The 25,709-nt window shown below is 34.6% G+C and carries 25 protein-coding genes; 12 read left to right on the top strand and 13 right to left on the bottom strand.

Annotation, left to right across the window (positions count from 1 at the left end):
- Positions 1-16: 16 nt before the first annotated feature.
- Complete coding sequence (locus tag FLB_RS09325; RefSeq protein ID WP_064715690.1) at positions 17-634, top strand: thioredoxin family protein; 618 nt, start codon at positions 17-19, stop codon at positions 632-634.
- A gap of 360 nt (positions 635-994) precedes the next feature.
- Here the strand turns inward: FLB_RS09325 and truB are convergent, their stop codons facing one another.
- From truB to FLB_RS09305, 4 genes are read right to left on the bottom strand one after another with little or no spacing between them, the layout of a single operon-like run.
- Complete coding sequence (gene truB / locus FLB_RS09320; RefSeq protein ID WP_064715689.1) at positions 995-1,684, bottom strand: tRNA pseudouridine(55) synthase TruB; 690 nt, start codon at positions 1,682-1,684, stop codon at positions 995-997.
- Positions 1,684-2,478 carry an undecaprenyl-diphosphate phosphatase gene (locus FLB_RS09315; RefSeq protein ID WP_064715688.1) on the bottom strand — a complete coding sequence of 265 codons (795 nt, stop codon included), beginning with the start codon at positions 2,476-2,478 and terminating at the stop codon, positions 1,684-1,686. The genes truB and FLB_RS09315 overlap by 1 nt, the downstream gene beginning before the upstream one ends.
- A gap of 49 nt (positions 2,479-2,527) precedes the next feature.
- The gene (locus FLB_RS09310) at positions 2,528-2,770 is read right to left on the bottom strand and encodes a DUF3098 domain-containing protein (RefSeq protein ID WP_064715687.1); all 243 of its coding nucleotides are present in this window, start codon (positions 2,768-2,770) and stop codon (positions 2,528-2,530) included.
- 51 nt (positions 2,771-2,821) lie between these two features.
- Positions 2,822-3,697, bottom strand: coding sequence for a cell division protein FtsX (locus tag FLB_RS09305; RefSeq protein WP_064715686.1), 876 nt, complete (start codon positions 3,695-3,697; stop codon positions 2,822-2,824).
- Between the two features lie 305 nt (positions 3,698-4,002).
- Here FLB_RS09305 and leuS point away from each other — a divergent pair, with 305 nt between their 5' ends.
- The 5 genes from leuS to FLB_RS09280 all read left to right on the top strand — a co-directional run bounded on the left by leuS (position 4,003) and on the right by FLB_RS09280 (position 9,873).
- Complete coding sequence (leuS, locus tag FLB_RS09300) at positions 4,003-6,927, top strand: leucine--tRNA ligase (protein WP_064715685.1); 2,925 nt, start codon at positions 4,003-4,005, stop codon at positions 6,925-6,927.
- A 197-nt stretch (positions 6,928-7,124) separates the two neighbouring features.
- The gene (locus tag FLB_RS09295) at positions 7,125-7,970 is read left to right on the top strand and encodes an alpha/beta fold hydrolase (protein WP_064715863.1); all 846 of its coding nucleotides are present in this window, start codon (positions 7,125-7,127) and stop codon (positions 7,968-7,970) included.
- A 2-nt stretch (positions 7,971-7,972) separates the two neighbouring features.
- The gene (locus FLB_RS09290) at positions 7,973-8,446 is read left to right on the top strand and encodes an RNA polymerase sigma factor (protein ID WP_064715684.1); all 474 of its coding nucleotides are present in this window, start codon (positions 7,973-7,975) and stop codon (positions 8,444-8,446) included.
- Positions 8,433-9,023 carry a hypothetical protein gene (locus tag FLB_RS09285; RefSeq protein WP_064715683.1) on the top strand — a complete coding sequence of 197 codons (591 nt, stop codon included), beginning with the start codon at positions 8,433-8,435 and terminating at the stop codon, positions 9,021-9,023. Before FLB_RS09290 ends, FLB_RS09285 begins: the two co-directional genes overlap by 14 nt.
- A gap of 163 nt (positions 9,024-9,186) precedes the next feature.
- On the top strand, positions 9,187-9,873 hold the full coding sequence (locus tag FLB_RS09280; protein ID WP_064715682.1) for a zinc metallopeptidase: 687 nt from the start codon (positions 9,187-9,189) through the stop codon (positions 9,871-9,873).
- Positions 9,874-9,976: 103 nt separating this feature from the next.
- Here FLB_RS09280 and FLB_RS09275 read toward each other — a convergent pair whose 3' ends face one another.
- The 3 genes from FLB_RS09275 to FLB_RS09265 form a co-directional block, all read right to left on the bottom strand.
- A complete protein-coding gene (locus FLB_RS09275) occupies positions 9,977-10,447 on the bottom strand; it encodes an Lrp/AsnC family transcriptional regulator (protein ID WP_064715681.1) in 471 nt (156 codons plus the stop codon).
- A gap of 130 nt (positions 10,448-10,577) precedes the next feature.
- Complete coding sequence (locus tag FLB_RS09270) at positions 10,578-11,327, bottom strand: uroporphyrinogen-III synthase (RefSeq protein WP_064715680.1); 750 nt, start codon at positions 11,325-11,327, stop codon at positions 10,578-10,580.
- Positions 11,328-11,339: 12 nt separating this feature from the next.
- Positions 11,340-12,011: a DUF4271 domain-containing protein gene (locus tag FLB_RS09265; protein WP_410503416.1), complete on the bottom strand. Its 672-nt coding sequence runs from the start codon at positions 12,009-12,011 to the stop codon at positions 11,340-11,342.
- A gap of 103 nt (positions 12,012-12,114) precedes the next feature.
- Here FLB_RS09265 and FLB_RS09260 point away from each other — a divergent pair, with 103 nt between their 5' ends.
- From FLB_RS09260 to FLB_RS09250, 3 genes are read left to right on the top strand one after another with little or no spacing between them, the layout of a single operon-like run.
- On the top strand, positions 12,115-12,840 hold the full coding sequence (locus FLB_RS09260) for a polyprenol monophosphomannose synthase (RefSeq protein ID WP_064715678.1): 726 nt from the start codon (positions 12,115-12,117) through the stop codon (positions 12,838-12,840).
- 10 nt (positions 12,841-12,850) lie between these two features.
- Positions 12,851-14,191: a dihydroorotase gene (locus FLB_RS09255; protein ID WP_064715677.1), complete on the top strand. Its 1,341-nt coding sequence runs from the start codon at positions 12,851-12,853 to the stop codon at positions 14,189-14,191.
- 1 nt (position 14,192) lies between these two features.
- Positions 14,193-14,609 carry a DUF4296 domain-containing protein gene (locus tag FLB_RS09250; protein WP_064715676.1) on the top strand — a complete coding sequence of 139 codons (417 nt, stop codon included), beginning with the start codon at positions 14,193-14,195 and terminating at the stop codon, positions 14,607-14,609.
- Between the two features lie 2 nt (positions 14,610-14,611).
- On the opposite strand, the gene FLB_RS09245 is transcribed toward FLB_RS09250, so the two are convergent.
- On the bottom strand, positions 14,612-15,604 hold the full coding sequence (locus FLB_RS09245; protein WP_064715675.1) for an NAD-dependent epimerase/dehydratase family protein: 993 nt from the start codon (positions 15,602-15,604) through the stop codon (positions 14,612-14,614).
- An 81-nt stretch (positions 15,605-15,685) separates the two neighbouring features.
- Between FLB_RS09245 and tyrS the strand changes: the two genes are divergently transcribed.
- Positions 15,686-16,978 carry a tyrosine--tRNA ligase gene (tyrS, locus tag FLB_RS09240; protein ID WP_064715674.1) on the top strand — a complete coding sequence of 431 codons (1,293 nt, stop codon included), beginning with the start codon at positions 15,686-15,688 and terminating at the stop codon, positions 16,976-16,978.
- Between the two features lie 50 nt (positions 16,979-17,028).
- Here the strand turns inward: tyrS and FLB_RS09235 are convergent, their stop codons facing one another.
- The 5 genes from FLB_RS09235 to FLB_RS09215 form a co-directional block, all read right to left on the bottom strand.
- The gene (locus tag FLB_RS09235; protein WP_064715673.1) at positions 17,029-17,748 is read right to left on the bottom strand and encodes a hypothetical protein; all 720 of its coding nucleotides are present in this window, start codon (positions 17,746-17,748) and stop codon (positions 17,029-17,031) included.
- Positions 17,749-17,759: 11 nt separating this feature from the next.
- Positions 17,760-18,740, bottom strand: coding sequence for an acyl transferase (locus FLB_RS09230; protein ID WP_064715672.1), 981 nt, complete (start codon positions 18,738-18,740; stop codon positions 17,760-17,762).
- Positions 18,741-18,853: 113 nt separating this feature from the next.
- Positions 18,854-19,192 carry a T9SS type A sorting domain-containing protein gene (locus tag FLB_RS09225; RefSeq protein ID WP_064715671.1) on the bottom strand — a complete coding sequence of 113 codons (339 nt, stop codon included), beginning with the start codon at positions 19,190-19,192 and terminating at the stop codon, positions 18,854-18,856.
- Positions 19,193-19,297: 105 nt separating this feature from the next.
- Positions 19,298-20,503 (bottom strand): hypothetical protein, encoded by a 1,206-nt coding sequence (locus tag FLB_RS09220; protein WP_064715670.1) that lies wholly within the window; start codon positions 20,501-20,503, stop codon positions 19,298-19,300.
- Between the two features lie 189 nt (positions 20,504-20,692).
- Complete coding sequence (locus tag FLB_RS09215; protein ID WP_064715862.1) at positions 20,693-23,449, bottom strand: TonB-dependent receptor; 2,757 nt, start codon at positions 23,447-23,449, stop codon at positions 20,693-20,695.
- Positions 23,450-23,689: 240 nt separating this feature from the next.
- On the opposite strand from FLB_RS09215, the gene FLB_RS09210 reads away from it, so the two are divergent.
- Entirely contained in the window at positions 23,690-24,373 is a 684-nt protein-coding gene (locus tag FLB_RS09210; protein ID WP_064715669.1) for a response regulator transcription factor, read from the top strand.
- Positions 24,374-24,531: 158 nt separating this feature from the next.
- On the top strand, positions 24,532-25,644 hold the full coding sequence (locus FLB_RS09205; RefSeq protein WP_410503415.1) for a sensor histidine kinase: 1,113 nt from the start codon (positions 24,532-24,534) through the stop codon (positions 25,642-25,644).
- The last annotated feature ends 65 nt before the right edge of the window (positions 25,645-25,709 follow it).

Here is a 25,709-nt window from a genome sequence, read left to right as displayed (position 1 = left end):
TAAAAATAGTAATAAAATGAAAACATCAATTGCAAAAGCATTATTTCATAGTCATCCTTATATCAATTATAGAAAAATAGTTTCTGATTTGTTAAAAGAAGGAAAATCATCAGGCAACGAACAATCGGAAGATTTGACCCATTATAGTGCACTCAACGAGACCAGGATGAATCGTTTGGATAAAACGATAAAGATTGATGCAACTGTTGCCGAACAATTGAAAGGATTGCAAAACGAATACACTTGGTTGGTTTTAGCCGAAGGATGGTGCGGAGATGCCGCTCAAATCCTACCGATTATAAATAAAATGGCTTTAGAAACCGATAAAATTGATTTGAGAATTGTTTTTAGAGATGAAAATGAAAATCTAATGAACCAATTTTTGACCAATGGCGGAAAAGCTATTCCTAAGTTGATTATTATTGATAAAGCTACTTCTGAGGTTATTGCTGACTGGGGGCCTCGTCCAAAAGGAGCTAAAGACTTGATTTTGAATTACAAAAAAGAGCATGGAGTGGTTGATGAAACCGCTAAATCAGAGCTACAATTATGGTATTTGCATGACAAAGGATTAAGTACACAAGAGGAAATTTTGGGTTTAATTCTTGAAAGTGTAGAGACAGCCCACTTCTAAAGGTAAGTTTCTTTATTTCAGATGGTTATCATAAAAAATAATAGCAAAATCTTCTGTTTATGAAAGAAATGTTGTAAATTGGTGGCAGCTAACCAAGTCTATTAATTTGATTTACTTTTTTATTGGTGTTTAAAATAGTGTCTCACAATTTAAAAACATCATTATGAAAAAGCTATTTGAAAAGTTTTATGATTTTTTTTCCTCAGCTTTATTTGGGGGGAAAACAACAATTCATTATTAACTTCGGTCTAGCCCCAGCCTTTTAAAAACAACAAGTATGGTTTGAAAAAGTACTTTGTTTAAAAAGAAACACATTGCAAGTTCTAGAAAAAGAAAGTGTCATGTGTTTTTTTTTATGTTTTATCCTAAATGTTCTTCAAAAGTAGCTGGTGTTACAGCATTTTGAACATCATAATCACCAATCTTGGTTCTTCTTAGTGCTGTTAAATGCGCTCCAGATTGCAGGGCTTTGCCAAAATCAAAGGCTAAAGATCTGATGTAAGTTCCTTTGCTGCAAACTACTCTAAAATCAACTTCTGGTAGTGCAATTCTGGTGATTTCAAATTCGTGAATGGTGGTTTTTCTACTTGCAATTTCAATAGTTTCTCCTGCTCTCGCGTGTTCGTATAAGCGTACGCCATCTTTTTTTATGGCAGAAAAAATTGGTGGTTTTTGGTCAATCTCTCCTAGAAAATGTACTACTGTTTCGTGTATCAACGCCTCAGTGATGTGTGTGGTCGGAAAGTGTTGGTCTACTTCTGTTTCTAAATCGTAGGATGGAGTAGTAGCTCCAATATGAAAAGTGCCGGTGTATTCTTTCGCTTGCCCTTGTAGTTCGGTAATACGTTTGGTGAATTTACCAGTGCAGATTAATAATAAACCAGAGGCCAATGGGTCTAAGGTTCCCGCGTGACCAATCTTGAATTTTTTTGGCAATCCCACTTTGTTAATCAACAAATATTTTAACTTATTTACCGCTTGAAAAGAAGTAAAATGCAAAGGTTTGTCAATCAAAAGGACTTGACCTTCTAAATAGTCTTCGGGTGTCATTAAATAATGGTCAGAGGATGAATAAAAAAATGGATGATTAGCAAGATAATACCAGCAAGTATGCGGTAGTAACCAAATACTTTGAAACCGTTTTTAGTTAAAAAACCAATGAAGGTCTTAATTGCCAATAAGGCTACTATAAAAGCCACGATATTACCAATAATTAAATAATTAATTTGATCGTCGCTCAAAACTAATCCGTCTTTGTAATAGTCGTAACATTTTTTGACTGTAGCACCCAACATCGTTGGTACGGCTAGAAAAAAGGAAAATTCAGCAGCAGAAGTACGAGATAATTTTTGAGACATTCCGCCCACAATACTCGCTCCGCTTCGAGAGACTCCGGGAATCATTGCTAAACATTGAAACAAACCAATCTTAAAGGCTTGTCCGTAGGTGATTTCTTTTTCATTTTCGGTAGTAGTGTGATTGAACCACTCGTCCACTTTTAATAAAATGAAACCGCCAATTAGTAATGATACTGCTACGGTAACTGGATTTTCTAGTAAGCCATCAATAAAATCGCTTAATAGCAATCCTAAAACTACAGCGGGTATAAAAGCCACCAATAATTTGAAATAAAAATCTAAGGATTGAAAAAACCGTTTGAAATACAAAATCACCACCGATAAAATCGCTCCCAATTGAATCACAATAGTGAATAATTTGGTAAAATCGTCGTGCGCAATTCCAAAAAAAGACGAAGCAATAATCATATGCCCAGTCGAAGAAACAGGCAAAAATTCAGTAATTCCTTCAATAATTGCAAGGATGATTGCTTGTAGTGTGTTCATTTTTCTGTTTGTAAAATGGAGAAAAGCCAGTAGCTATGCTGATGACTAATTACTGTTTTTTAGGATTTTTAAGAATAGCATAAACAGTGATTCCAAAACCAATCAAAACGGTTGTTGGAGCCAAACGAATTCTTCTAAAGTCAAAAATAGCTTCACTAAATACGGCAGGATCATCGCTTCCTCCACCAGACATTAAGATAAAACCAAGGGTAATCACGGCAATACCAATCAATAAAATAATGTAGTTGCTTTTTTCAAAAAGGAATTCTTTTTTTATTTCGTTGTTTTTCATTTTTATTTCAACTTGATGAATTATCGAATAGTTATGAGAAATGGCAATCGACTAGTATAAGTCGTCTGTTCTTAAGTTCAAGAAACGTTGAGTAGCAAAGTACGTGCTCAACCAAGTGATTAAAACACCAAGACCAAATACGCCCAAAAGAATCACAGCAATGATTAATTTGTCTTCTAAAATTCCTAAATCTGGAAAGTTAGTTTCGATATAAATCAATAAAGAAATCAAAGCCACGATAGCCAAACCAGCTCCAATCATTCCTAATTTTATGCTTTTAATGACAAAAGGTTTGCGGATAAAGGATTTGGTAGCGCCCACCATTTGCATTGTTTTGATGATAAAACGATTGGAATGAATCGACAAACGTAAGGAACTATTAATCAATAACACAGCGATTACCGTTAGAAAACCACTGATGATTAAAATCCACATACTTACTTTCTTGATGTTATCGTTTACTAGATTTACCAATTGTTTGTCATAAACAATGTCAGAAATCATTGGGTTTTTACGAAAATGACTTTCAATTCTTGCAATGCTATCACGAACCACATAATCCGCTTTTAGGTTGATGTCGTAGGAATTTTGAAGTGGATTTTCTCCTAAGAAAGTAAGGAAATCTTCTCCAATGATATCTGTGTGTTCTTTGGCTGCTTTTTCTTTAGAAACATAAACAAATTGTTTCGGAAATTTAGCCGCTTTTAATTCTTTTTCAAAGGCCTGAAAAGTACTGTCAGTAGCTTCTTTTTTGAAGAAAACAGTCATCGCAATTTTTTCTCTAAAATCATCGGCTAATTTTTTAGAATTCACGATGAATAGTCCTAATGTTCCCAATAGGAATAACACCAAAAAAACACTCAATACTACCGAAAAATAAGAGGAAATTAACCTGCGTTTTTGAAATTTGTCGAAGTTAGAACTCATAGCATACTTTAATTATGGCGTAAAAATAACAAACAAATTCTTTATTTGAAGTTAATAACGCCCAAACTTTCAACTTTCGTACAATAAATGTAAATTTGCGGCTCATTTTTAGTTTGTGGTTTATAGTTTTTAGTTCGTTGTTATCGACATAAAACAGATTTATAAATCGTCAGCCAAAAATCTTCACAGAACAAAGACTTGAGTAAGCGAAAGCATTACTCTATTAAAAAAACCATATAAAAAAAGGGATGACTTGAGCGAAAGTGAAAGCATAAGACCTTTAAAAAGCAATAAACTAGGTACGAATGAAATACAATCCGAACGAAATCGAAGCCAAATGGCAACAATATTGGGCTGAAAACAAGACTTTTGCAGCGCAAAACAACTCTGATAAACCAAAATATTATGTTTTGGATATGTTTCCTTATCCTTCTGGAGCGGGATTACACGTTGGACATCCTCTAGGTTACATCGCATCAGATGTGTATTCGCGTTTCAAAAGACATCAAGGTTTTAATGTTTTGCATCCAATGGGCTATGATAGTTTTGGATTACCTGCTGAACAATATGCGATACAAACGGGACAACGTCCAGAAGATACTACACGTGTAAATATAGACGGAGGAGTTGATAAAGAAGGAAATGCAATTGCAGGTTACCGAAAACAGTTAGACAAAATTGGATTTTCATTTGATTGGGACAGAGAAGTGAGAACATCCAATCCTGATTATTATAAACATACGCAATGGATTTTTATCCAATTGTTCAATTCTTGGTACAATAACGAAACCGACAAAGCCGAAGATATTTCGACTTTGATAGCTATATTCGAAAAAGAAGGAAATGCTACTGTAAATGCTGTTTGTGATGACAATATCATTAGTTTTTCAGCAAGCGAATGGAACGCATTTTCATCCGATGAGCAACAAAAAATCTTATTACAATACCGATTAACTTATTTAGCAGAAACCGAGGTAAACTGGTGTCCTGGATTGGGAACGGTTTTGGCGAATGACGAAATTGTGAATGGCGTTTCGGAGCGTGGTGGTTATCCTGTGATTCGCAAGAAAATGACACAATGGAGTATGCGAATTTCTGCTTACGCCGAGCGTTTGTTGCAAGGTTTAAACGAAATTGATTGGAGTGAAAGTATCAAAGAAAGTCAGAGAAACTGGATTGGAAAATCGGTGGGAGCGATGGTAACTTTCAATGTGCAAAATCACGAAGCAAGTATTGACGTATTTACAACTCGTCCAGATACTATTTTCGGAGTAACGTTTATGACCTTGGCTCCAGAACATGAATTAGTTGCTCAAATCACAACTGCTGAACAAAAAGAAGCCGTAGACGCTTATATTGAAAAAACAGCAAAACGTTCCGAAAGAGAGCGTATGGCCGATGTGAAAACTATTTCGGGAGTATTCACGGGTGCTTATGCAGAACATCCGTTCACCAAAGAACCAATTCCAGTTTGGATTGGCGATTATGTGTTGGCGGGTTACGGAACAGGAGCAGTAATGGCGGTACCTTGTGGAGACGAAAGAGATTATGCTTTTGCGAATTTCTTCAAAGGGCAAAACGGAATGCCAGCCATCAAAAATATTTTTGACCAAGACATTTCAGAAGCGGCTTATGGCGCCAAAGAAGGGTTTCAATTAATCGATTCTGATTTCTTGAACGGCTTAGGTTATAAAGAAGCGACTCAAAAAGTTATTGCAGAACTTGAAGCGATAGGTCAAGGTAAAGGAAAAATCAATTATCGTTTGCGTGATGCGGTTTTCTCGCGTCAACGCTATTGGGGTGAGCCTTTTCCAGTATATTATGTGAACGGATTGCCTCAAATGATTGATGCCAAACATTTGCCAATCGTTTTACCAGAAGTTGAGAAATATTTACCAACCGAAGACGGATTGCCTCCGTTAGGAAATGCAACGACTTGGGCTTGGGATACTGTAAATAACAAAGTAGTTTCTAATGAGCTTATCTCCCCTCTTTCGGAGGGGTCGGGGGAGGCTACCATTTTTCCTTTAGAATTGAATACGATGCCAGGTTGGGCTGGAAGTTCTTGGTATTGGATGCGTTATATGGATGCGCAAAACGACACCGAGTTTGCTTCTGCCGATGCTTTGAAATATTGGGAAAGCGTAGATTTATACATTGGTGGAAGCGAACACGCAACAGGTCACTTGTTGTATTCTCGTTTTTGGAACAAATTCTTAAAAGACAAAGGGTTTGCGCCAACCGAAGAACCTTTCAAAAAACTGATTAATCAGGGGATGATTTTGGGTCAGAGCTTTTTTACTTTTGTTGATTTTGAAAATAAATTGGTGTATCCAAATTATCATTTAACTAGTGGAATTGGTAATCTGACTCAAGTTAGAGTTCCATATGCAGAAAGATTTTTTAAATCTTTTGGGGACTTAAATTTGTCTAAGAAAAACGATTTTTTAAAGGCTATAAATTGTATTGGATTTAATTTAATTGGTGTTGATAAAACAAGCGAAAATGTAAACAATAACAATGCATTTGATTTCGAAATGCAAATCGAAAAAATGTCGAAATCGAAATACAATGTAGTCACTCCAGACGATATTTGTGCAGAATACGGAGCGGATACGTTGCGTTTGTATGAAATGTTTTTAGGCCCATTAGAGCAAGCCAAACCTTGGAATACCGCTGGAATTTCTGGAGTTTTTGGTTTCTTGAAAAAATTATGGCGTTTGTATTTTGATGAAAATGGTTTGATTGTAAACAACGACGAACCTACCAAAGACAACTTGAAATCATTACATAAAACCATCAAAAAAGTGGCAGAAGACATTGAAGGATTCTCTTTCAATACTTCGGTTTCACAATTTATGATTTGTGTCAACGAATTGTCCTCACAAAACTGTCATTCTCGTGCCATTTTAGAGCCTTTGGCGGTTGTGATTTCGCCTTATGCGCCTCATATTGCAGAAGAATTGTGGTCGTTATTAGGTCACGAAGGGTCTATTGCAACTGTTCCGTTTCCAGTTTTTGACGCGCAACATTTGGTTGAAAGCGAGAAAGAATATCCAGTTTCTTTCAACGGTAAAATGCGTTTCACCATCAAATTGCCTTTGGATTTAACCAAAGAACAAATTGAGGAAATCGTAATGCAAGACGAAAGAACTCAAAAACAATTAGACGGCAGAACGCCAAATAAAGTGATTATTGTGCCAGGGAAAATCATCAACTTGGTAGGGTAAATTATTAAATTCTAACTTTAAAAAATCCAAATTCCAATTTCACGATTGGAGTTTGGGTTTTTTTATGGTCAAAAACACTAGCAAACACTGGGATTTGAAATTTTTTTATTGCTTTTTTTTAAAAATTTGTAACATTTTAATAGTTCACGTATCCAAAGGGCGGATCCGATTAAATGAACAACTTAAAACTATTTAAAATGAAAAAGTATATTGTAATTATCGCCCTTTTATTTTCTGCATTATGTGTAAATGTTTTTGCTCAGACAAAATCATATCCTTTCGAAGTAATTAAAACTGGAAAAGGAAAACAAGCTATTCTATTTATTCCCGGATTTGCTTCTTCTGGAGAAGTATGGAATGAAACCAAAACAGCTTTCGAAAAAGACTTCACTTGTTATACGCTTACAATGGCAGGTTTTGCTGGCGCAAAACCACATCCAAGTTCTTCTTTTGAAAATTGGAAAGCAGAAATCGCTACTTACATTAAAACAAATAAAATTGAAAAACCAATTGTAATTGGTCACAGTATGGGTGGAGGATTGGCTCTGGCTTTAGCAGCAGATTATCCAGATTTAATTGGGAAAATTGTGGTGGTAGATGCGCTTCCGTGTTTGGCAGCTTTGAGGAATACTTCTTTTAAATCAAAAGAAAATAATGATTGTTCGCCAATGGTTGCTCAAATGACAGCAATGAACGAAACGCGGTTTTATGAAATGCAGAAACAAACGATGCCGAGACTTTTACAAGATACTTCAAAACTAGAAATGGTTATTGATTGGAGTGTGAAATCAGATAGAAAAACCTTTGCTCAAATGTATTGCGATTTCTTTAATACCGATTTGAGGGAAAGAATTTCGACTGTAAAATGTCCATCGCTAATTTTATTAGCATCTAATTTTATAAATTTAAAACCTGCAATCGAAGAACAATATAAAAACTTGAAAACGGCCAATTTTCAATATGCCAATAAAGGATTGCATTTTATTATGTACGACGATAAAGACTGGTATTTGGTGCAATTAAACAATTTTATAAAATCGTAATAATGGAGTTTGAAGAAGTCTATAAAACCTATTGGGACAGAATATTCAGGCTTTGTATGGGTTTTGTCAATGATTACGATATTGCACAAGATTTAGCCCAAGAAACCTTTATAATTGTCTGGCAAAAGCTAGAAACTTTTAGAAATGAATCGAGTATTGGAACTTGGATTTTTAGAATCGCTTCTAATAATTGTTTAAGACAAATTGAAAAAGAAAAACGTTTTCCAAAATCAGATTTGCCAATTCATTTGACAGAAGAAAAACAACAGTCCCTAGAGCCGCAAATTCAGTTTTTGTACAAATGTATTGCCGAGTTGCCAGAAACGGAACGTATTATTATTTCATTGGAATTAGAAGAGGTAAAGCAAGCGGAAATTGCCAAAATCGTTGGGCTTTCTGAAGCGAATATTAGAGTGAAAATTCACAGAATAAAAGAAAAATTGACTCAAAAATTTAAAGAAAATGGACAACAATAATATAGATTTTAAAGATTTATGGAAAAAACAAGCCGTAAGTCAGCCTAATATGGAAGATTTAATGTTGAGGTTGAAGAAGTTTAAAAGAACAAATTTGAGAAATTTATGGATAACGAACATTCTCCTTTTTGCAACAAGCGCTTTCATTCTGTTTGTGTGGTATTATTTTCAGCCACAATTCATTTCAAGTAAAATCGGGATCGTTTTGGCAATTGTTGCTATGGCGATGTATGTCTTAGTTTATAATCGCTCGCTAAACGATTTTAAAAATAGTGATGCCACTCATACGAATCACGACTATTTGCAGCAGCTTATTGTAATTAAAAAGAAACAGCAATTTATGCAGTCTACAATATTAACTTGTTATTTTGTTTTGCTGTTTGTCGGTATATGTTTGTATATGTATGAATACGCTTCTAGAATGACTGTTTTTTATGCTGTGGTTACTTATGGTGTTACATTGCTTTGGATAGGGTTTAACTGGTTTTATGTCCGTCCGAAACAAATTAAAAAGCAAGAAGATAAGATAAATGCTCTAATTGAAAAATTTGAAGAAGTAGACAAACAACTGTTGTAAATTTCAATTTTAGTTTTGAAAAAAATCCAAATTTCAATTTCACGATTGGAGTTTGGATTTTTTTATAGAATATTTAACTCGTGTCAAAATGGCATTTTTGGAGTTTGGTTCGTAAATTGTTGTCTACAACCGAGACAAAAAATATAAACTAAAAAACAAAAATATGGGAAGTGGTTATTTGATTTTGGCTGGAGCCATTATGCTTTTCAGCTGGTTAGTGAGTTCAAGATTGAAGAGTAAATTTGAACACTATTCTAAATTGCAATTGCAAAACGGTATGTCGGGCGCTGAGATTGCTCAAAAAATGCTCGCAGATAATGGGATTTATGATGTTCGTGTCATTTCGACTCCAGGACAATTAACGGACCATTATAATCCTGTTGATAAAACGGTCAATTTGAGTGAAGCGGTGTACAATCAGCGAAATGCGGCAGCGGCAGCTGTGGCAGCGCACGAATGTGGTCATGCGGTACAACATGCTGTGGGGTACGAATGGTTGCAAATGCGATCTAAGTTGGTGCCGATTGTAAGTGTAGCTTCTGGATTTGTGCAATGGATTTTGTTAGCAGGAATTTTGTTAATCAAAACCTTTCCAAGCTTGTTGTTGATCGGGATTGTGATTTTTGCAGCAACGACCTTATTCTCTATCGTTACTTTGCCAGTAGAATATGATGCGAGCAATCGTGCCTTAGCTTGGTTGAAAAACAAAAATATGCTCAATCGTGCCGAGTATGATGGAGCCGAAGATTCTTTAAAATGGGCGGCTAGAACCTATGTAGTAGCAGCTTTGGGATCTATTGCGACTTTGTTGTACTATGTTTCCATTTATATGGGAGGCAGAAGAGAGTAGAAGAGAAAAATTCAATAAAAATCAAATCCAAATTCCAATCTCGAAGTCTTGAGGTTGGAATTTTTATTTTACTTGGAATTTGGAATTTGGAATTTGAGATTTTTCAAAGTTGTATCTGTCGTTCTATTTGCTGCTCTAGCGAAATAAACGTTTCAGTTCTGGAAACGCCTTCGATGGTCTGTATTTTTGAATTCAAAAGTTGCATTAAGTGCTCGTTATCTCGACAAATGATTTTAATTAGAATAGACCAATTTCCCGTGGTATAATGACATTCGAGTACTTCTGGAATTTTTTTTAAATCTTTTACCGCTTCTGAATTTCGGGCGGCTTTATCGAGATATACTCCAACGAAAGCCATAGTGTTATAACCTAATACTTTGTGGTTTACAGTGAATTTAGACCCAGAAATTACGCCCGATTGCTCCAATTTGCGCAGTCGTTGATGAATGGCTGCACCCGAAATTCCAATCTTGTTAGCGATTTGCAAAATGGGTTTTCTAGCATCTTCCATCAGGTAACGCAAAATTTCTTTGTCGATTCCGTCAATTTCAACTATAAGGGAATTGATTTTCATGTTATAATTTTTAACTAAAATAATGATTTTAGTTTAGATTTGAAATTAAAATCAAATTTGAGGATATAAAAAAAATCCAAATTCCGTTTTTAATTGGAATTTGGATTTTATATTTTGGGCTTTAAAAGTATTATTTTCCTTTGTTAGCCTCAGCGATATATTTTTCTAACGCCATGGTCATTGAAGGAGTTCCAGGGGTTGGTGCCATAATATCTACACGCAATCCATGATCTAAAGCTTCTTTTTGAGTTGTGCTTCCGAAAACAGCAATTCTTGTGTTGTTTTGCTCAAAATCAGGGAAGTTTTTGTATAATGATTTGATTCCAGTTGGACTGAAAAAAGCCAAAACATCATAATATACATCGGCTAAATCAGATAAATCACTCATTACGGTTTTGTAAAAAGTAGCAGGAGTCCAATCTACTTTCAAAGCATTTAAAGTAACTGGAATATCAGCATTCAATTGATCTGAAGCGGGTAATAAGAATTTTTCGTCTTTATACTTTTTGATTAACGGAGATAAATCCGCGAAATCTTTTGGCCCAACGTAGATTTTACGTTTTCTGTACACTACATATTTTTGAAGATAAAAAGCAATAGCTTCTGATTGGCAAAAATATTTTAAATCTTCGGGAACTTTGTATCGCATTTCTTCGGCCACTCTAAAAAAGTGATCTACCGCATTACGACTGGTTAAAATAATGGCGCTGTAATTGTGTAGATCGATTTTTTGCAATCGAATTTCTTTTGCGCTGACTCCTTCTACATGAATAAAAGGCCTGAAATCAATTTTTACTTTATGCTTTTGTTGCAACTCAAAGTAAGGAGAGTTCTCTACTTTAGGTTCTGGCTGTGACACCAAAATTGTTTTCACTTTCATAGTTAATATTGTCTAAGTATTCCCTTTTGTAAACCAATAATACATAAAATAATAGGGTGCTATTTCAAGTGCGCAAAGATATAAAATAAAATAAAACAATTTACTCATTATTAAACTTTGGTACTTTTTTATTGTGAGTAAATAAGTAAAGAGGTTTATTATCAATAAAATAACTAGAATTGGTAAAAAAATGTTTTTAGAAAAGACGTCAAAATAATAAAGAATCAAATCGATCGGTAACATGATTAGCCCAATGTAAGTTCGATAGGTTACTTTCTTCAAATTGAATTGCTCCATTACATCTTCAATCTTAAAAGCAGTAGCAATAATTTTTTCTAGTAAAAATTTGGCCAAAATAAAATACGTAAGAAACGTAAACAGCTGAATAAATAACATCCAATCTGATTTTGAAGCCCGACCGTAATAACTTAAAAAAAGTTGCAGAAAAAAAGCAAATGATATGATTTGGACAATAAAAAGTGCTATGGTAAAACCACTCATTAAATGGCTGCTATCACGATACATTTTGACATATTTGTCCGAATAGATCAATTTTGTGAATTCATTGAAACGATTTTCGTACATCGATTTGGTCAAAGCAATCAATACCAATGACAAAACAAATAAAGCAGTTGCCCAGTCTTTATTCTCTATTATTCTTGGGTGAAGTATGGGATCCATCATAGCCAACAAAATTACTAATTTTTTGTTTGAATCTTTTTATTATAGATTTATTATGAATCAAATGCTATAAAAAGTTTACTTTTGCCGTGAAATTGCTACAAATATGAACGATAGTATAGTTATAATTCCAACCTATAACGAAATTGAGAATGTCGAAAAAATTATTCGAGCGACGCTTTCTCAGCACAAACCTTTTCATGTTCTAATTATAGATGATAATTCGCCCGATCATACCGCTGATAAGGTAACTTCGCTTCAAGAAGAATATCCAGGAAGATTGTTTTTAGAGAAAAGAAAAGGAAAATCTGGTCTAGGAACAGCCTATGTTCATGGCTTTAAGTGGGCGTTGCAAAGGGACTACCAATTCATTTTTGAAATGGATGCCGATTTCTCTCATAATCCTAACGATTTAGAAAAACTATACGATGCTTGTCATTTTGGTGGAGCCGATTTAGCTATAGGTTCTCGATATGTAACGGGAGTAAATGTGGTCAACTGGCCGTTGAGTCGCGTTTTGATGTCGTATTTTGCCTCAGTTTATGTTCGATTGATTACAGGGATGAAGATTCATGACGCAACCGCAGGCTTTGTTTGTTACAAAAGAGAAGTGCTAGAGCGTATTAACATTGATAAAATTAAGTTTGTAGGCTATGCTTTTCAAATCGAAATGAAATATAGAACGTATTGCAAAAAATTTGAGATTGCAGAAGTTCCGATTATTTTTACCGATCGAACCAAAGGGGTTTCAAAAATGAGCAACTCCATTATAATAGAAGCTGTTTTTGGAGTCATTTCCCTCCGAATGCGACAGTTAATTAGAAGACTTTAATACCATAAAAATGAATAAGATTTTAATAAAAAATGCTAAGATTGTAAATGAAGGGACCATTTTTGAAGGCGATTTATTAATTGAAAATGATTTAATTGTTGAAATTGCTGAAACAATTAGCCCAAAGTCATCCGATTGCAAAATTGTGGATGCCGAAGGAAATTATTTGATCCCAGGTGCAATAGATGACCAAGTGCATTTTAGAGAGCCAGGTCTTACCCACAAAGGCGATATTGAATCAGAATCTAGAGCGGCTGTAGCGGGCGGAATAACTTCGTTTATAGAACAACCCAACACCGTTCCAAATGCAGTTACCCAAGAATTATTAGAACAAAAATACCAAATTGCAGCGGAGTCTTCTTTTGCGAATTATTCGTTTATGATGGGAGGAACCAATGATAATTTGGAGGAAATCTTAAAGACAAATCCAAGAAATGTTGCTGGACTTAAGCTCTTTTTGGGTTCATCAACAGGAGATATGTTGGTAGACAGTACCGCTTCTTTGGAGAAAATTTTTTCTAGTACTAAATTGCTAATCGCCGTTCACTGTGAAGATGAAAGTACAGTGAAATCGAATTTAGCCAAATACAAAGAACAATACGGTGACGATATTCCAGTGGAGTGCCATCCTTTGATTCGTAGCGAAGAAGCTTGTTATCTTTCTTCATCAAGAACCGTTGAATTGGCCAAAAAAACCGGAGCAAGATTACATGTTTTTCACATTTCTACGGCCAAGGAGTTGGATTTGTTTACTAATAAAATTCCACTGGCTGAGAAAATGATTACTGCTGAAGTATGTATCCATCACTTATGGTTTTCAGACGAAGACTATAAAACAAAAGGAAACTTTATCAAATGGAATCCAGCAGTCAAAACAGCCAATGACCGAGACGCTTTATGGAAAGCGGTAAATGATGGCAGAATTGATGTTATTGCTACAGATCACGCGCCTCATACTCTAGAAGAAAAAAAACAAGTGTATACCAAAGCTCCTTCTGGTGGGCCGTTGGTGCAACACGCAGTAGTGGCCATGTTTGAAGCCTATCACCAAGGAAAAATCACTATCGAAAAAATTGTAGAGAAAATGTGCCACAATCCTGCATCGCTTTTCAAAATCGAGAAACGTGGTTTTATTAAAGTGGGGTATTATGCCGATTTAGCCATTGTGAATGCAGGCTTACCGTGGAGTGTGAAAAAAGAAAATATTTTAGCTAAATGTGGTTGGTCTCCTTTTGAAGGCTATACTTTCAAATCTAGAATTACCCATACTTTTGTTAACGGACAATTGGTGTACCAAGGCTTTAAAGTAAGTCCAAAGAAAGCTGGTAAACGATTATTATTTGATAGATAAAATGAAAAAAGGAATCCTATTTTTTGTACTCTTAGTTTTTTTCGTTGGATGTCGAAAAGAAGAAACAGTCAAAACGCCCAAAAAGTTGATTGATAAAGCCGTTATGGTAAACGTTTTTTACGATTTGGCCATTTTGGATGCTTCAAAATATCAGATGATGTCTAAAACGGAGTATCAAAAAATTGTTCCTAAAGAATTCATTTTTAAAAAATACAAGATTGATAGCGCTCAGTTTTCTCAGAGTAATATTTATTATGCGTCTTCTATTGAGGAGTATAAAGCTATGTTTGAGCAAGTGCAGAAACGACTGCAAGTCAATAGTGATAAAATGGATACCATCATAAAAAGGAAACAAGAGAAATTAAAGCTGAACTCTACAACCCAATCCAAAAGTAGGGCCGAGAAATTAGCACAATAAAATTAGAAAGAAGAAGCAATCTCGTGAATGTATGTTGTAATACTAGTAAAAGAAGGTTGTAATTGCTGTTTGATTTTTTCGTTACTGTAAGGTGTTTTAGAATGGGAAGCTTTAGCAGTAACGCGACTAAATGTACGTTTTTTGATGGATAAGAATGCTAAAAATGAATCAATTTTCCAAGCAATAGTAGTAAGTAAAGGACTGGCATATTGTGTCGGTCTTTTTACTTTTAAGGCATCAGCTATAGTGAAGAAAATATCTTTGAAGGTTAAGTTTTCGGCAATTAATGTGAATCTTTCGTTGCAACAATCGCTTTTCATTAAGCGGTACATACAATTTATTACATCAGGAATGGCGATAAAAGCAGTAGTTCCCAAAGTGTAGTATGATAGGCCTTTTTTTATGGTAGTAAACAAAGTCCCACTTCCTTGAGAAGGGAAACCCGGACCTAAAATCACACCTGGATTTACAATAATGACCTTCAGTCCTTCTTGCTGACCGCGCCAAACTTCCATTTCGGCGCCGTATTTTGAAATGGCATAATCGCTATGCGGTTTTTCTGGATTCCATTCGGTGGTTTCGGTGATTTCTGTTTCGTGAGGAGCTAAGTCACCCAATGCAGCAATCGAACTCACAAAACATAGTTTTTCAGTTTTTTTTGCCAAACAAAAATTGACAATATTGGCGGTGCCTTCGATATTCGTTTTTCGGATGGCGTCTTCGTCTTTGGGGTCAAACGAAATCAGAGCAGCACAATGATAGACTTGTTTAATGTCTTGAAATGCCATTTCAAGTGAGGGAATGTCCAAAATATCTCCAGGGATCCACTCAATTTCGGCAAATAAATGTTCTTTTTGGTAATAGCTAAATAGCGCTTTGGTTTTAGAATAATTCGCTTCTGTTCGATACATTGACCGAACTTGTTCTCCATTTTCTATCAAATGAAGTAATAAATGTGCGCCAACTAAGCCGGTTCCTCCTGTTACTAATATCATATGGACAAATATACTATTTTGACTCATAACTCAAATTGTCATTGCCATCGAAATTGTTATCTTTGTCAAAATTGAAAAAAAATGAAGAATTTTATTGAAGAAGTGACTTGGAGAGGAATGCTCCACGATGTTATGCCAGGCACCGAAGAACATTTGTTGGAGCAAATGCGTGTGGCATATGTGGGTATTGACCCAACTGCCGATTCATTGCATATTGGTCATTTGGTAGGCGTGATGCTATTGAAACATTTTCAGTTAGCTGGACATAAACCATTGGCTTTGGTTGGTGGTGCCACAGGAATGATTGGAGACCCATCTGGGAAATCAAATGAGAGAAATTTATTAGACGAACCCACTTTACGCCATAATCAAGAAGCGATAAAAGGCCAATTGGCTCGTTTCTTAGATTTTACTTCGAATGCTGACAATGCTGCCGAATTGGTGAACAACTATGACTGGATGAAAGAATTTTCGTTTCTGGATTTCATTCGCGATATCGGAAAGCACATTACGGTGAATTATATGATGGCGAAAGATTCTGTAAAGAAACGTTTGTCCTCAGAAGCAGCTGAGGGAATGTCTTTCACAGAGTTTACCTATCAGTTGGTGCAAGGCTATGATTTCTTGCATTTATACAAAGCCAAAGGTTGTACGCTGCAAATGGGGGGAAGCGACCAATGGGGAAATATCACCACAGGAACCGAATTGGTTCGAAGAAAAGAAGGAGGTAAAGCCTATGCTTTGACTTGTCCTTTGATTACTAAAGCTGATGGAACTAAGTTTGGAAAATCCGAAGGAGGAAATATCTGGTTGGATGCCGCTAGAACGTCACCTTATAAATTCTACCAATATTGGTTGAATACTTCTGATGTTGACGCTGAGAAATATATCAAGATTTTTACGTTCTTGACCAAAGAAGCCATCGAGGAGTTGACGTTGCAACATAGAGAAGCACCTCATTTACGTTTGTTACAAAAGAAATTAGCCGAGGAAATTACGATTATGGTACATTCTAAGGAAGATTTAGAAAATGCGATAAAAGCTTCTGGAATTTTGTTTGGAAATGCTACTGCTGATGATTTGAAGCAATTGGACGAAGCTACATTTTTAGAAGTTTTTGATGGTGTTCCTCAAGCAGAAATTGCCAAAAATGAAGTGGAAGCTGGTTTGGATATCATTACCGTTTTAAACGAAAAAACAGGTTTCTTTAAATCGAATGGTGAGGTGAGAAGAGCTTTAACGGCCAATTCTATTTCGGTAAATAGAGAAAAAGTAAAAGAAGATTTTGTTTTGACAGCCAACGACTTAATCAACGATAGATTTGTCTTGTTGCAAAGTGGTAAGAAAAATTATTTTGTGATCAGAGTGGTGTAATGCCCGAAATTTATACACTAAAAAGTCTGCAATTTTTATTGCGGACTTTTTTATTTTGATAAATCGATAAGAGTTTTGTTAGATGTAAAATAGCCTTTAATAAAAGAAGTATCGTTTTTTATGATTTTGAAGTCTTCTGAACTTAATTTAAAACTCAATTCTTCTTTAAGGGCAACTAAGGAAAGTTCAATAAAAAAGGGACTTGCTTCTCCTAAATAATATTCGTTATCATCGGTTTTAAAGTATCTTTTTTTGTTCCAATAAAGATCTTGATGATAGGTTTTGCTTGATTTTGATGGTAATCTAATTATGCTACTCATTAATTTTTTGCTAGATTCTTTTTGAAAAAAATCAGGATCACTAGTTATTCTTTTTCGATAGGAACGGAGGGAGTCTATAGTGATGTTTAGCTCATCTGCTTTCATTTTGTCCAACGTTTTCATTTTCTCCTCAACATCTAATATGTTTGAGAGTTTGGAATAGTTATTTTTTGAATTTGAGAGAATTCCGTCGGTAGGAATTAATGTGTCATTTTCAAATATTTTAAATAACATTGCTGTTTGCAAGGATCCACGGTGAGCAGAATTGAAATGATTTGGAGTGAAGAAAAAGGCAATTTCTTTATCACTAGTGTTTTCTAGAGTATATTCAATGTTGAATTTTCTATGGTTTTTATTACTGTTGTCAGTAGTAATTGTATTGATTTTTATTTGTAATTGAGCAGCAGCTAATAAAGGAAAATAAAAAATTAGCAACAATATCCTTTTCATAAAAAATAGAGTTAAACCACCATCAAATTACACCCACGAATATCCGTGTTGTCAAAACGACCTAACACTTCAAAAGTACCGTTAGCGTATTTTTTACCCAAATCTTGAGTAGCAATAAAGGAGCAGGAATTGCGATTGGCCAAATCAATCACGTTGATTCCTCCAGTCTTTCCATTAGCGATATAACTTAAAGCATCTTCGGTATCACGAATGAGTATTTGCATCCAAGAGGGGCATTCAAATACGCCTTCTCCAAGAGAATACGCCTGTGAGAGTAATTCGGTCATTCCGTATTCTGAATGGATGCTAGCAACACCAAAACCAGCACATAATTGTTCGTGCAATTCTTCACGGATCATTTCTTTGCGCTTGCCTTTCATTCCGCCAGTTTCCATAATGATGGTGTTTTGGAACTGGAATTTTCTTTTTTCAATCAAGTCCAATAAGGCATAGGTAACACCAATCAAAATCACATTTTGTCCCTCACTATCCAGTGCAATTAACTTTTCTATTAATTCCTCGTGATTGTTGAGGTAAAAACCGCTTTCGGGTTGATTGGATAACTGAATTAAATCTTCGACCATATAAATCAAAGAGGAGCCTTCGCGCTCTAAATAAGAAGGTAAAAGAGCCAAAACAACATAATTCTCAATGTTGCCATAAAACTGAGAAAATCCTCGACGATAACTTTCTTCGTAAAGAGTGACATCAGTAACTAGGTGTTGGCTTGTGGTCATACCTGTAGTTCCGCTGCTGGTAAAAATAGCTTGAGGTGTTTCATTATTGGTCACAACTGCATGACTTTTAAAAAACTGAATGGGTAAAAACGGAATTTGTTGCAGTGTTTTTACCTTTTGCACATTGGTTTTTAATAAATCACAGAATTCTTGGTACACCAGATTGTTTTCGTATTGATAACGAAAGGTTTTTAAAGCGATTTTTTCAAATTGCTTTTGGTTGGAAATCGAAAAAAGATCAGAATTTGAGACCAATGCAGTATGTTTTTGGCAAAGGTATACTTTTTTGTTCTTTTTCGAGTTTATATTAAAAATGGAATAAAAAAAAGCCCCAACTGAATTGGAGCTTTAGCGTAGTTTATTTAGAATTACCTAATAATTAGTTTTCGAGTAGCAGAAGCTTGATTTTCATTAATTTTTATGATGTATACACCAGGAGGTAGTGCAGAAACATTAAGTTCGCGAGAGCTTAATTGAGTTTGTAGTACTTTTTTACCTAAAACATCAAAAATGGTGATTTCTTTTTCTAAATCCTCTTTGGTAGAGATATATACTTTACCATTACTCACAGGATTTGGATACAAGCTCAACCCTTCAATGGAAGTGTTTTCTTGTGGCTTTGGTTGTTGTTTTACCTCTTGAGCTGAAACCCCTAAAGAAAAAAACAAGACCAATAAGAGTATACTATAAAAGTAGTTTTTTACCATTAGCTTAGATTTAATAGTAAAGATATAAAATTTGATTTATATAATATAAAAAAAGGGATTGAAATAAATTCAATCCCTTTATATTTTATCTAAAATTATATCAGATTACAAACCAATAGACCAAGTAGCAGCCCATCCTGGAGCTCCAACGCCATTTCCAGCACCAGTAGCTGTAGCTAATTCTGAAGCAATTACTGCTGAAGCATCAGCTGTAACACCACTTGTTGCAGGAGCAACTACAGTTTTTGTACCTCTTGTTTTAGTTGTAACATCAGAAATAAAGTTAACACTGCTTAATTTCAAAGAAGTTCCAATAAAGCTTAATGTTTCGTCGTGCTCAACATCAACACCTCTAGCCCATCCGCTTAAAGCTACATTAGTAAAAATTGCTTTTGTTCCTCTTCTTAGTTTAATTGCTTGATTTTCTTGCCAAGTCCCGCTTGTTGGGGCACTACCTGGTCCAACTAATGTTATATTAGAAATAGTTGGAGAAGAGAATGGTGTATTGGAGAAGCCTAGTTCGAAATTATCTGCTTCTATTCCTCTATTTCCTTTACCGAAAGCTAATTTACCATACCAGTTAGTATTGGTTCCATTCCATCCTTCTGTCCAGTCAAATTGGTCATCTTCATTTCCTAAAGAGATCAAGTTTGAAGTATTTACAGTTCCTCCGAAAAATTCAAATCCATCATCAGCACCTTGGTAAGCTTCAACATATTCAAATGTAGTGCCTGAACCGACACCAAATAATGAAACTCCGTTAAATTCTTTTTCACTGTTAAATGCAGCTCCAGCATATTCAATTCTTAAATAACGGATAGATCCTGAATTGTCATTAGCAACTGTACCTCCGTAAGTTAAATCTGCAACCTCAGATTGCGCAGTACTTGCACCACCAGTTACACGGTTGATTGGAGCTTTTCCACAAATTACTAAACCTCCCCAGTCACCTGCTTTTTTAGTAGTTAAACCACTTGTCATAACTACAGGGTTAGAAGCAGTTCCGTTTACATTTATTTTTCCTCCTTGCGTTACAGCAATATAAGAAGCTGTTCCTCCAGTACCTTCAATTTTTGTTCCTGCAGGAATGTTTAATGTTGCGCCGTTATTAACCTGTAATTTTCCAGTTAATTTGTACGTTTTAGATGCATCTAAAGTAACTTCACCATCGTTGATTGTTCCTTGAAAATTATTTGCATCTGCTACGAAAGAAGAAGATGGTTTTTCATTTGGATTGTCGCTTGAACAGCTAGTAAATAACGCAGCACTCACTGCTAAAATTCCGAATAATTTCAAAAAGTTTTTTTTCATGATTGTAATTGTAATAGTTGTTTGTTCTTTATTAACATGGCAAATGTCTGCCTTTATTTTATTTTCAAGGTTAAGTAAATATCAATGTTGATTTAATAAATGCTTATATCAACATTAAGTTAATGTTACTTGTTTAACAGAGTTTATTAAAAAAAAAGAGCAGCTGTTAAGCTGCTCTTTCGTGTTTTATTAAAATTGATAGTTTAGATTTAAACCTACATTAAGACCTTTTTTATAAGAAAGAACGTTAATGTCTCCAGACGCATTTTCTTGTACGCGGTTAATCTTTGGATCTAAAATATTTTTTACGATGAAATCGATTCCTATTTTTTTGTTCAATTTCATTTTTGTGATAAAATCTAATGAACCAAATGCTTTGTCAACTAAATTTCCTCTATCGTTAGTTCCAATAGCATATACTCTGTCAGAGAAATACGTGTAAGCTAGTGTCGATGTAAGGTTGCTTTCTTTATTGTTCCACTCATTAAAGAATGAGACATCAGCGTTCAACAACAAATCTGACGCTCCAGTAAATTTACTTTTCTCATCGGTAAACACAACATTGTATGCAGTCTCATTGATTACTTTTGAAGTACTTAGTTCTTGGTTACTGTACAAGTAAGAAGCGTTAATACCAGCAGATAATTTTTTAGCATTAGTGTCATCAAAATTAAAGATAGTTTTTCTGTATTCTACTTCTGCTCCAGCTACATAACCATAATCACCTGTATTGATGAATGAAATATCATTGGTTGATGAAGCAATTGTCACTTCGTTAATTGGATTCATAATGTATTTACCAAATCCAGTTACAGAAAGTAATTCGTCAGAAGTTGGAAACATTTCCCACTTTAAATCAAAATTATAGTCGTCAGAAGCATATAAATCTGGATTACCCACTTTTACCTCTGTTACATCTTCGTAAACAAACAATGCTCTTTCTTTAAATTGTGGCAAAGTATAGGTTTTACTAAATCCGAATCTCAAATTTTGCTTTTCGTTTAATTCGTATTTTAAAGTCAAACTTGGTAAGAAGGCTATTTTTTCCAACTCATCATAACCATTACCAGACGGGTCTAGCTGTGTATTCCATCTTATTTTTTGAAATACGTATTCCCCTCTTAATCCTAATACACCTGTTAGTTTTCCAAAGTTATATTCGGTATTTAAGAAACCGCCATTAATGAATTGTTCTCCATTGTAGGTTTGCGGATCAAGTGCATTTGACACCTGTGCATTACCTCTAAAAGTTGATATTTGGAAAACATTATTACTTAAATTAGTTTGGTTGTAAAACAAGTCTAAGTTATTTGGATCAACAATTGTTGCAGCGGCGTTGGCATTGGTTTTGAAGTTGAACTGAGTTGCTTCAAAATCTCTCTTTTTCATTCGACCATTATATCCAAGGGTGAATTTTCCTTTGTATTCCCCTTCTCCAGTTTTGTTGAATTTGTAATCTACAGCCATATTTGCTGCAGCTTCTGTCTCTTGTAATTGTTGGAAATAACGGTGGTTATCAGGAGCTGAAATATTCGATAATTGGTATCCAGCAGCTTCTTTTCTAAAAATGTTTTGATTTCTATCGGGCATATCACCATCTATAGTATTTAAAGAAAGTCCCCAATTAAAGTTGGATCGATCGCTTAATTTATGATCACCTAATAATTGATTGATCCACAGTGTATTTTTTTCGAATTTGTTACGACGAATCAAACCATTACCGTCATTAGCGATATCGATTATCAATCCAGTATATTCTTCTTTACTTAATGAAGAAGTATTGATAAATACAGAATTGAAACTTACTTTGTTACTATTATTGATTTTGTATCCCAAATTCAACATTGCAGTAAAATTGGTGTTGTAACTATCAAGAGTATAGTTCTTAAAATCTTTAAAAACCACGCCATTACCATTTACGGCGCCTTTTGCACTACCATCGCTACGAGATGTAAAGTCAGTTCCAAAGGATACTGTCGTAAATACATTTAGTTTACTTTCAGAACCTATTTTGAAAGAGTTACCAGCTGAAATTCCAACAGAACTTGCGATTGGATTCTTGGTATCTAAGTTTAATGAGTTGTAATTATAATTGGTCAATGGGTTTGATGGTATAGTAGAAGTACTAAACCCTAAACTATTGATTCCTTTTTGCAATGAAAAATTATCATTTTGAAGAGCGTTAGTATTTACTTTTGAGCCAATGTCAATTTTCAAGAAACCTTTTCCTTTATAGTCTTTCGAAACTATATCAACATTTCCACCTGCAAAGTCACCATATAAACGGCTGCTGTATACTTTATCAATAGAAACGTATTCCAAAATGTCGGTTGAGAAAATATCAAGATTGATGTTCTTCTTTTCTGGGTCGTTTGATGGAATTGGCATTCCATTCATGGTAGTAGAATTGTATCGGTCTCCTAAACCTCTTACAAATATGTTTCCTGATCCCTCTTGCTTTGTGATTCCAGTAGTTTTTGTTACAGCAGTTGCTACATCACTAACTCCCTTACGAGCTAATTCTTGAGCACCAATACTTTGCTTAATTTCTACTGCATTTTTTTGCTCAAGTAATAAAGCGGTTTCTTTTTGTCTGTTGGGAGCAGCGGCTTTTACTACAACATCCTGTAATTTGTAACTGCCAGATCCAATAGATTTATTTACAGTTATAGTTTCGTTGGCTTTAACTGTTACAGCAACTTCAACGGATTCATATCCTACAAAACTAAATTGTAGTACATAACTACCTGCTGCTGCACTTAAGGTGTATTTACCATCAATATCAGTATTTACTCCAATTTTTGTTCCTTTTAAAGTTACATTTGCAAATGGTAAGGGTTGATTGTTAGAGTCTTTGTCAGATAAGATTCCAGTAATTGTTCCTTTGTTTTGAGAAAATCCAAGTACACTTATAAATAAGGTAAGGATTAAAAATTTTAATTTCATTTGTTGTCTTTGTTTGTTGGGGGCAAAATAACAACCATGCTTTAAACCCGATGTTATTTCAATATTAACATTGTATTTTATTATCATTATGCAAATGTTAACATATTAAATTAAAGTTAAGTCCTCGAATTCTATTTTTACAAATGATTTCTTTATAGCTACATTTACGATGGTTTTTGTGAATTTGTAGTAATAAAAGCCTAAATTTGATTTGTTTTAATAGATTTTGCACCATTTTTTATGAAAAAAAGAAGCACAAAGATTTTATTGGTTGATGATGAACCAGATATTTTGGAAATTGTAGGCTACAATCTTTCTCAAGAAGGCTATCAAATTGTAACCGCAAGCAATGGAAAAGAAGCGGTTACCAAAGCCAAAAAAGAATTGCCAGATTTGATTATTATGGATGTCATGATGCCAGAAATGGACGGAATGGAAGCCTGTGAACATATTCGTAAAATCCCTGAATTGAACAATGTGATCATCACTTTTTTGACCGCCAGAAGCGAAGATTACTCCCAAGTAGCAGGTTTTGATGCAGGTGCCGATGATTATATCACAAAACCAATTAAGCCCAAATTATTGGTAAGTAAAGTAAAAGCATTACTTCGTAGATTAAAAGAAGAAACCCAGAATAGTGAAACCCTTAATGTTGGAGGAATAGAAATCAATCGTGAAGAATACAAAATTATAAAAGACAATATTGAAATTGCGTTACCACGAAAAGAGTTTGAATTGTTTTATTTGCTAGCTTCAAAACCAGGAAAAGTCTTCAAAAGAGACGAGATTTTAGATAAAGTTTGGGGAAATGAGGTAGTGGTTGGTGGAAGAACCATAGATGTACACATTCGCAAATTAAGAGAAAAAATTGGTGAAGACTTGTTCAAAACCATCAAAGGGGTAGGGTATAAATTTGAAGTATAACTACCTATAAATGCTACTGTTCTTTTGCAGAAGCGTATTCGTAATTTTAAAATAAAATCACAAATTGACACCAAATTATTGGTTATAATTTGTGATTTTTGTCTTTTAAAATGAAACTAAGCGTTCAAAAAATATTTTAATCCTAAAAAAGTAACAAATTGGAATTGAATCCCATGGTAAAAATCAACTTTAAAAAGACCTATAAATTTGCCATAAAATCCGCTTTGTATGTCAGCATTTTTGTGGCATTATCTTCGGCTATTCTGCAACAAGCTTTTTTTAAACCTCCTTCTCAAATTATTCTTTCTTATGCATTAATTGCTTTTGTAGGAACTTATATTTTTTCTTTCTTGGTGATTCAATATCGTGTAGAACGTTTTATTTATCGCAGAGTAAAAAAAATATATGATGACGTAGCCTTATTAGAATCCAGTTCGTTCATCAATCAGCCCATCACTACTGATATGGAAACGTTGACGCGCGAAGTGAAGAAATTCGCCACCGATAAAAAACTAGAAATCGAGATGTTGCAGGTTCGTGAAGCTTATCGACGTGAATTTCTAGGTAATGTTTCTCATGAGTTAAAAACGCCATTATTTACAGTCCAAGGCTATTTGTCTACTTTAGTAGATGGAGCCATGGATGATAAATCTGTTCGAAAGAAATACCTAAAACGTGCCGAAAAAGGAGTGGAACGATTGATTTATATTGTTGAAGATTTAGACATGATTACAAAGCTAGAATCTGGCGATTTAAATCTAGAGTTTTCTAATTTTGATATTGTAGATCTAATTCAGAATGTCTTTGATTTGCTAGAAATGAAGGCCGATAAAAAGAAAATTACACTAGGTTTTGAGAGCAGTAATCTTCAGTCGGTTTATGTACATGGCGATAAAGATAAAATTCAACAAGTAGTCGAAAATCTTATCGTGAATTCTATTAAATACGGAAGAGTAGGCGGAAATACTGAAGTTACCATTGTAAATTTAACGAATAAAAAAGTTTTGATTCGCGTAACAGACAATGGCGAAGGAATTGAAAAGCAAAATATTCCGCGTCTTTTTGAACGCTTTTATCGTGTGGACAAAAGTGGTTCTCGTTCAGAAGGCGGTTCAGGTTTAGGCCTTTCTATAGTAAAACATATTATTGAAGCCCATAAAGAAAAAATTTATGTGGAGAGTGAATTTGGTATTGGCTCCGAATTTTCTTTTACCTTAGAAAAGGAAAAACCAAAAAAAGTACTTGTAAAAGAGGAGGAAAATCATGACTAATCTCAACAAGCATAAAGTCATCAATTTGAAGAAGGATTAATGTAGAAATAACACATAATTAGTTT

It is taken from the genome of Flavobacterium succinicans, assembly GCF_001662485.1.
Classification (GTDB): Bacteria; Bacteroidota; Bacteroidia; order Flavobacteriales; family Flavobacteriaceae; genus Flavobacterium; species Flavobacterium succinicans_A.
Note: the sequence above shows the minus strand (reverse complement) of the source record. Positions and strands in the feature narration are given on the sequence as shown.

Coding starts and splice junctions, on each gene's coding strand:
- FLB_RS09270 (WP_064715680.1), bottom strand. CDS start 11,327: ATGAAAGTGAAAACAATTTTGGTGTCACAGCCAGAACCTAAAGTAGAG.
- FLB_RS09215 (WP_064715862.1), bottom strand. CDS start 23,449: ATGAAATTAAAATTTTTAATCCTTACCTTATTTATAAGTGTACTTGGA.
- FLB_RS09325 (WP_064715690.1), top strand. CDS start 17: ATGAAAACATCAATTGCAAAAGCATTATTTCATAGTCATCCTTATATC.
- FLB_RS09260 (WP_064715678.1), top strand. CDS start 12,115: ATGAACGATAGTATAGTTATAATTCCAACCTATAACGAAATTGAGAAT.
- FLB_RS09220 (WP_064715670.1), bottom strand. CDS start 20,503: ATGAAAAAAAACTTTTTGAAATTATTCGGAATTTTAGCAGTGAGTGCT.
- FLB_RS09275 (WP_064715681.1), bottom strand. CDS start 10,447: ATGAAAATCAATTCCCTTATAGTTGAAATTGACGGAATCGACAAAGAA.
- FLB_RS09225 (WP_064715671.1), bottom strand. CDS start 19,192: ATGGTAAAAAACTACTTTTATAGTATACTCTTATTGGTCTTGTTTTTT.
- FLB_RS09210 (WP_064715669.1), top strand. CDS start 23,690: ATGAAAAAAAGAAGCACAAAGATTTTATTGGTTGATGATGAACCAGAT.
- FLB_RS09280 (WP_064715682.1), top strand. CDS start 9,187: ATGGGAAGTGGTTATTTGATTTTGGCTGGAGCCATTATGCTTTTCAGC.
- FLB_RS09290 (WP_064715684.1), top strand. CDS start 7,973: ATGGAGTTTGAAGAAGTCTATAAAACCTATTGGGACAGAATATTCAGG.
- tyrS (WP_064715674.1), top strand. CDS start 15,686: ATGAAGAATTTTATTGAAGAAGTGACTTGGAGAGGAATGCTCCACGAT.
- FLB_RS09305 (WP_064715686.1), bottom strand. CDS start 3,697: ATGAGTTCTAACTTCGACAAATTTCAAAAACGCAGGTTAATTTCCTCT.
- FLB_RS09250 (WP_064715676.1), top strand. CDS start 14,193: ATGAAAAAAGGAATCCTATTTTTTGTACTCTTAGTTTTTTTCGTTGGA.
- leuS (WP_064715685.1), top strand. CDS start 4,003: ATGAAATACAATCCGAACGAAATCGAAGCCAAATGGCAACAATATTGG.
- FLB_RS09255 (WP_064715677.1), top strand. CDS start 12,851: ATGAATAAGATTTTAATAAAAAATGCTAAGATTGTAAATGAAGGGACC.
- truB (WP_064715689.1), bottom strand. CDS start 1,684: ATGACACCCGAAGACTATTTAGAAGGTCAAGTCCTTTTGATTGACAAA.
- FLB_RS09295 (WP_064715863.1), top strand. CDS start 7,125: ATGAAAAAGTATATTGTAATTATCGCCCTTTTATTTTCTGCATTATGT.
- FLB_RS09245 (WP_064715675.1), bottom strand. CDS start 15,604: ATGATATTAGTAACAGGAGGAACCGGCTTAGTTGGCGCACATTTATTA.
- FLB_RS09315 (WP_064715688.1), bottom strand. CDS start 2,478: ATGAACACACTACAAGCAATCATCCTTGCAATTATTGAAGGAATTACT.
- FLB_RS09310 (WP_064715687.1), bottom strand. CDS start 2,770: ATGAAAAACAACGAAATAAAAAAAGAATTCCTTTTTGAAAAAAGCAAC.
- FLB_RS09285 (WP_064715683.1), top strand. CDS start 8,433: ATGGACAACAATAATATAGATTTTAAAGATTTATGGAAAAAACAAGCC.
- FLB_RS09265 (WP_410503416.1), bottom strand. CDS start 12,011: ATGATGGATCCCATACTTCACCCAAGAATAATAGAGAATAAAGACTGG.
- FLB_RS09235 (WP_064715673.1), bottom strand. CDS start 17,748: ATGAAAAGGATATTGTTGCTAATTTTTTATTTTCCTTTATTAGCTGCT.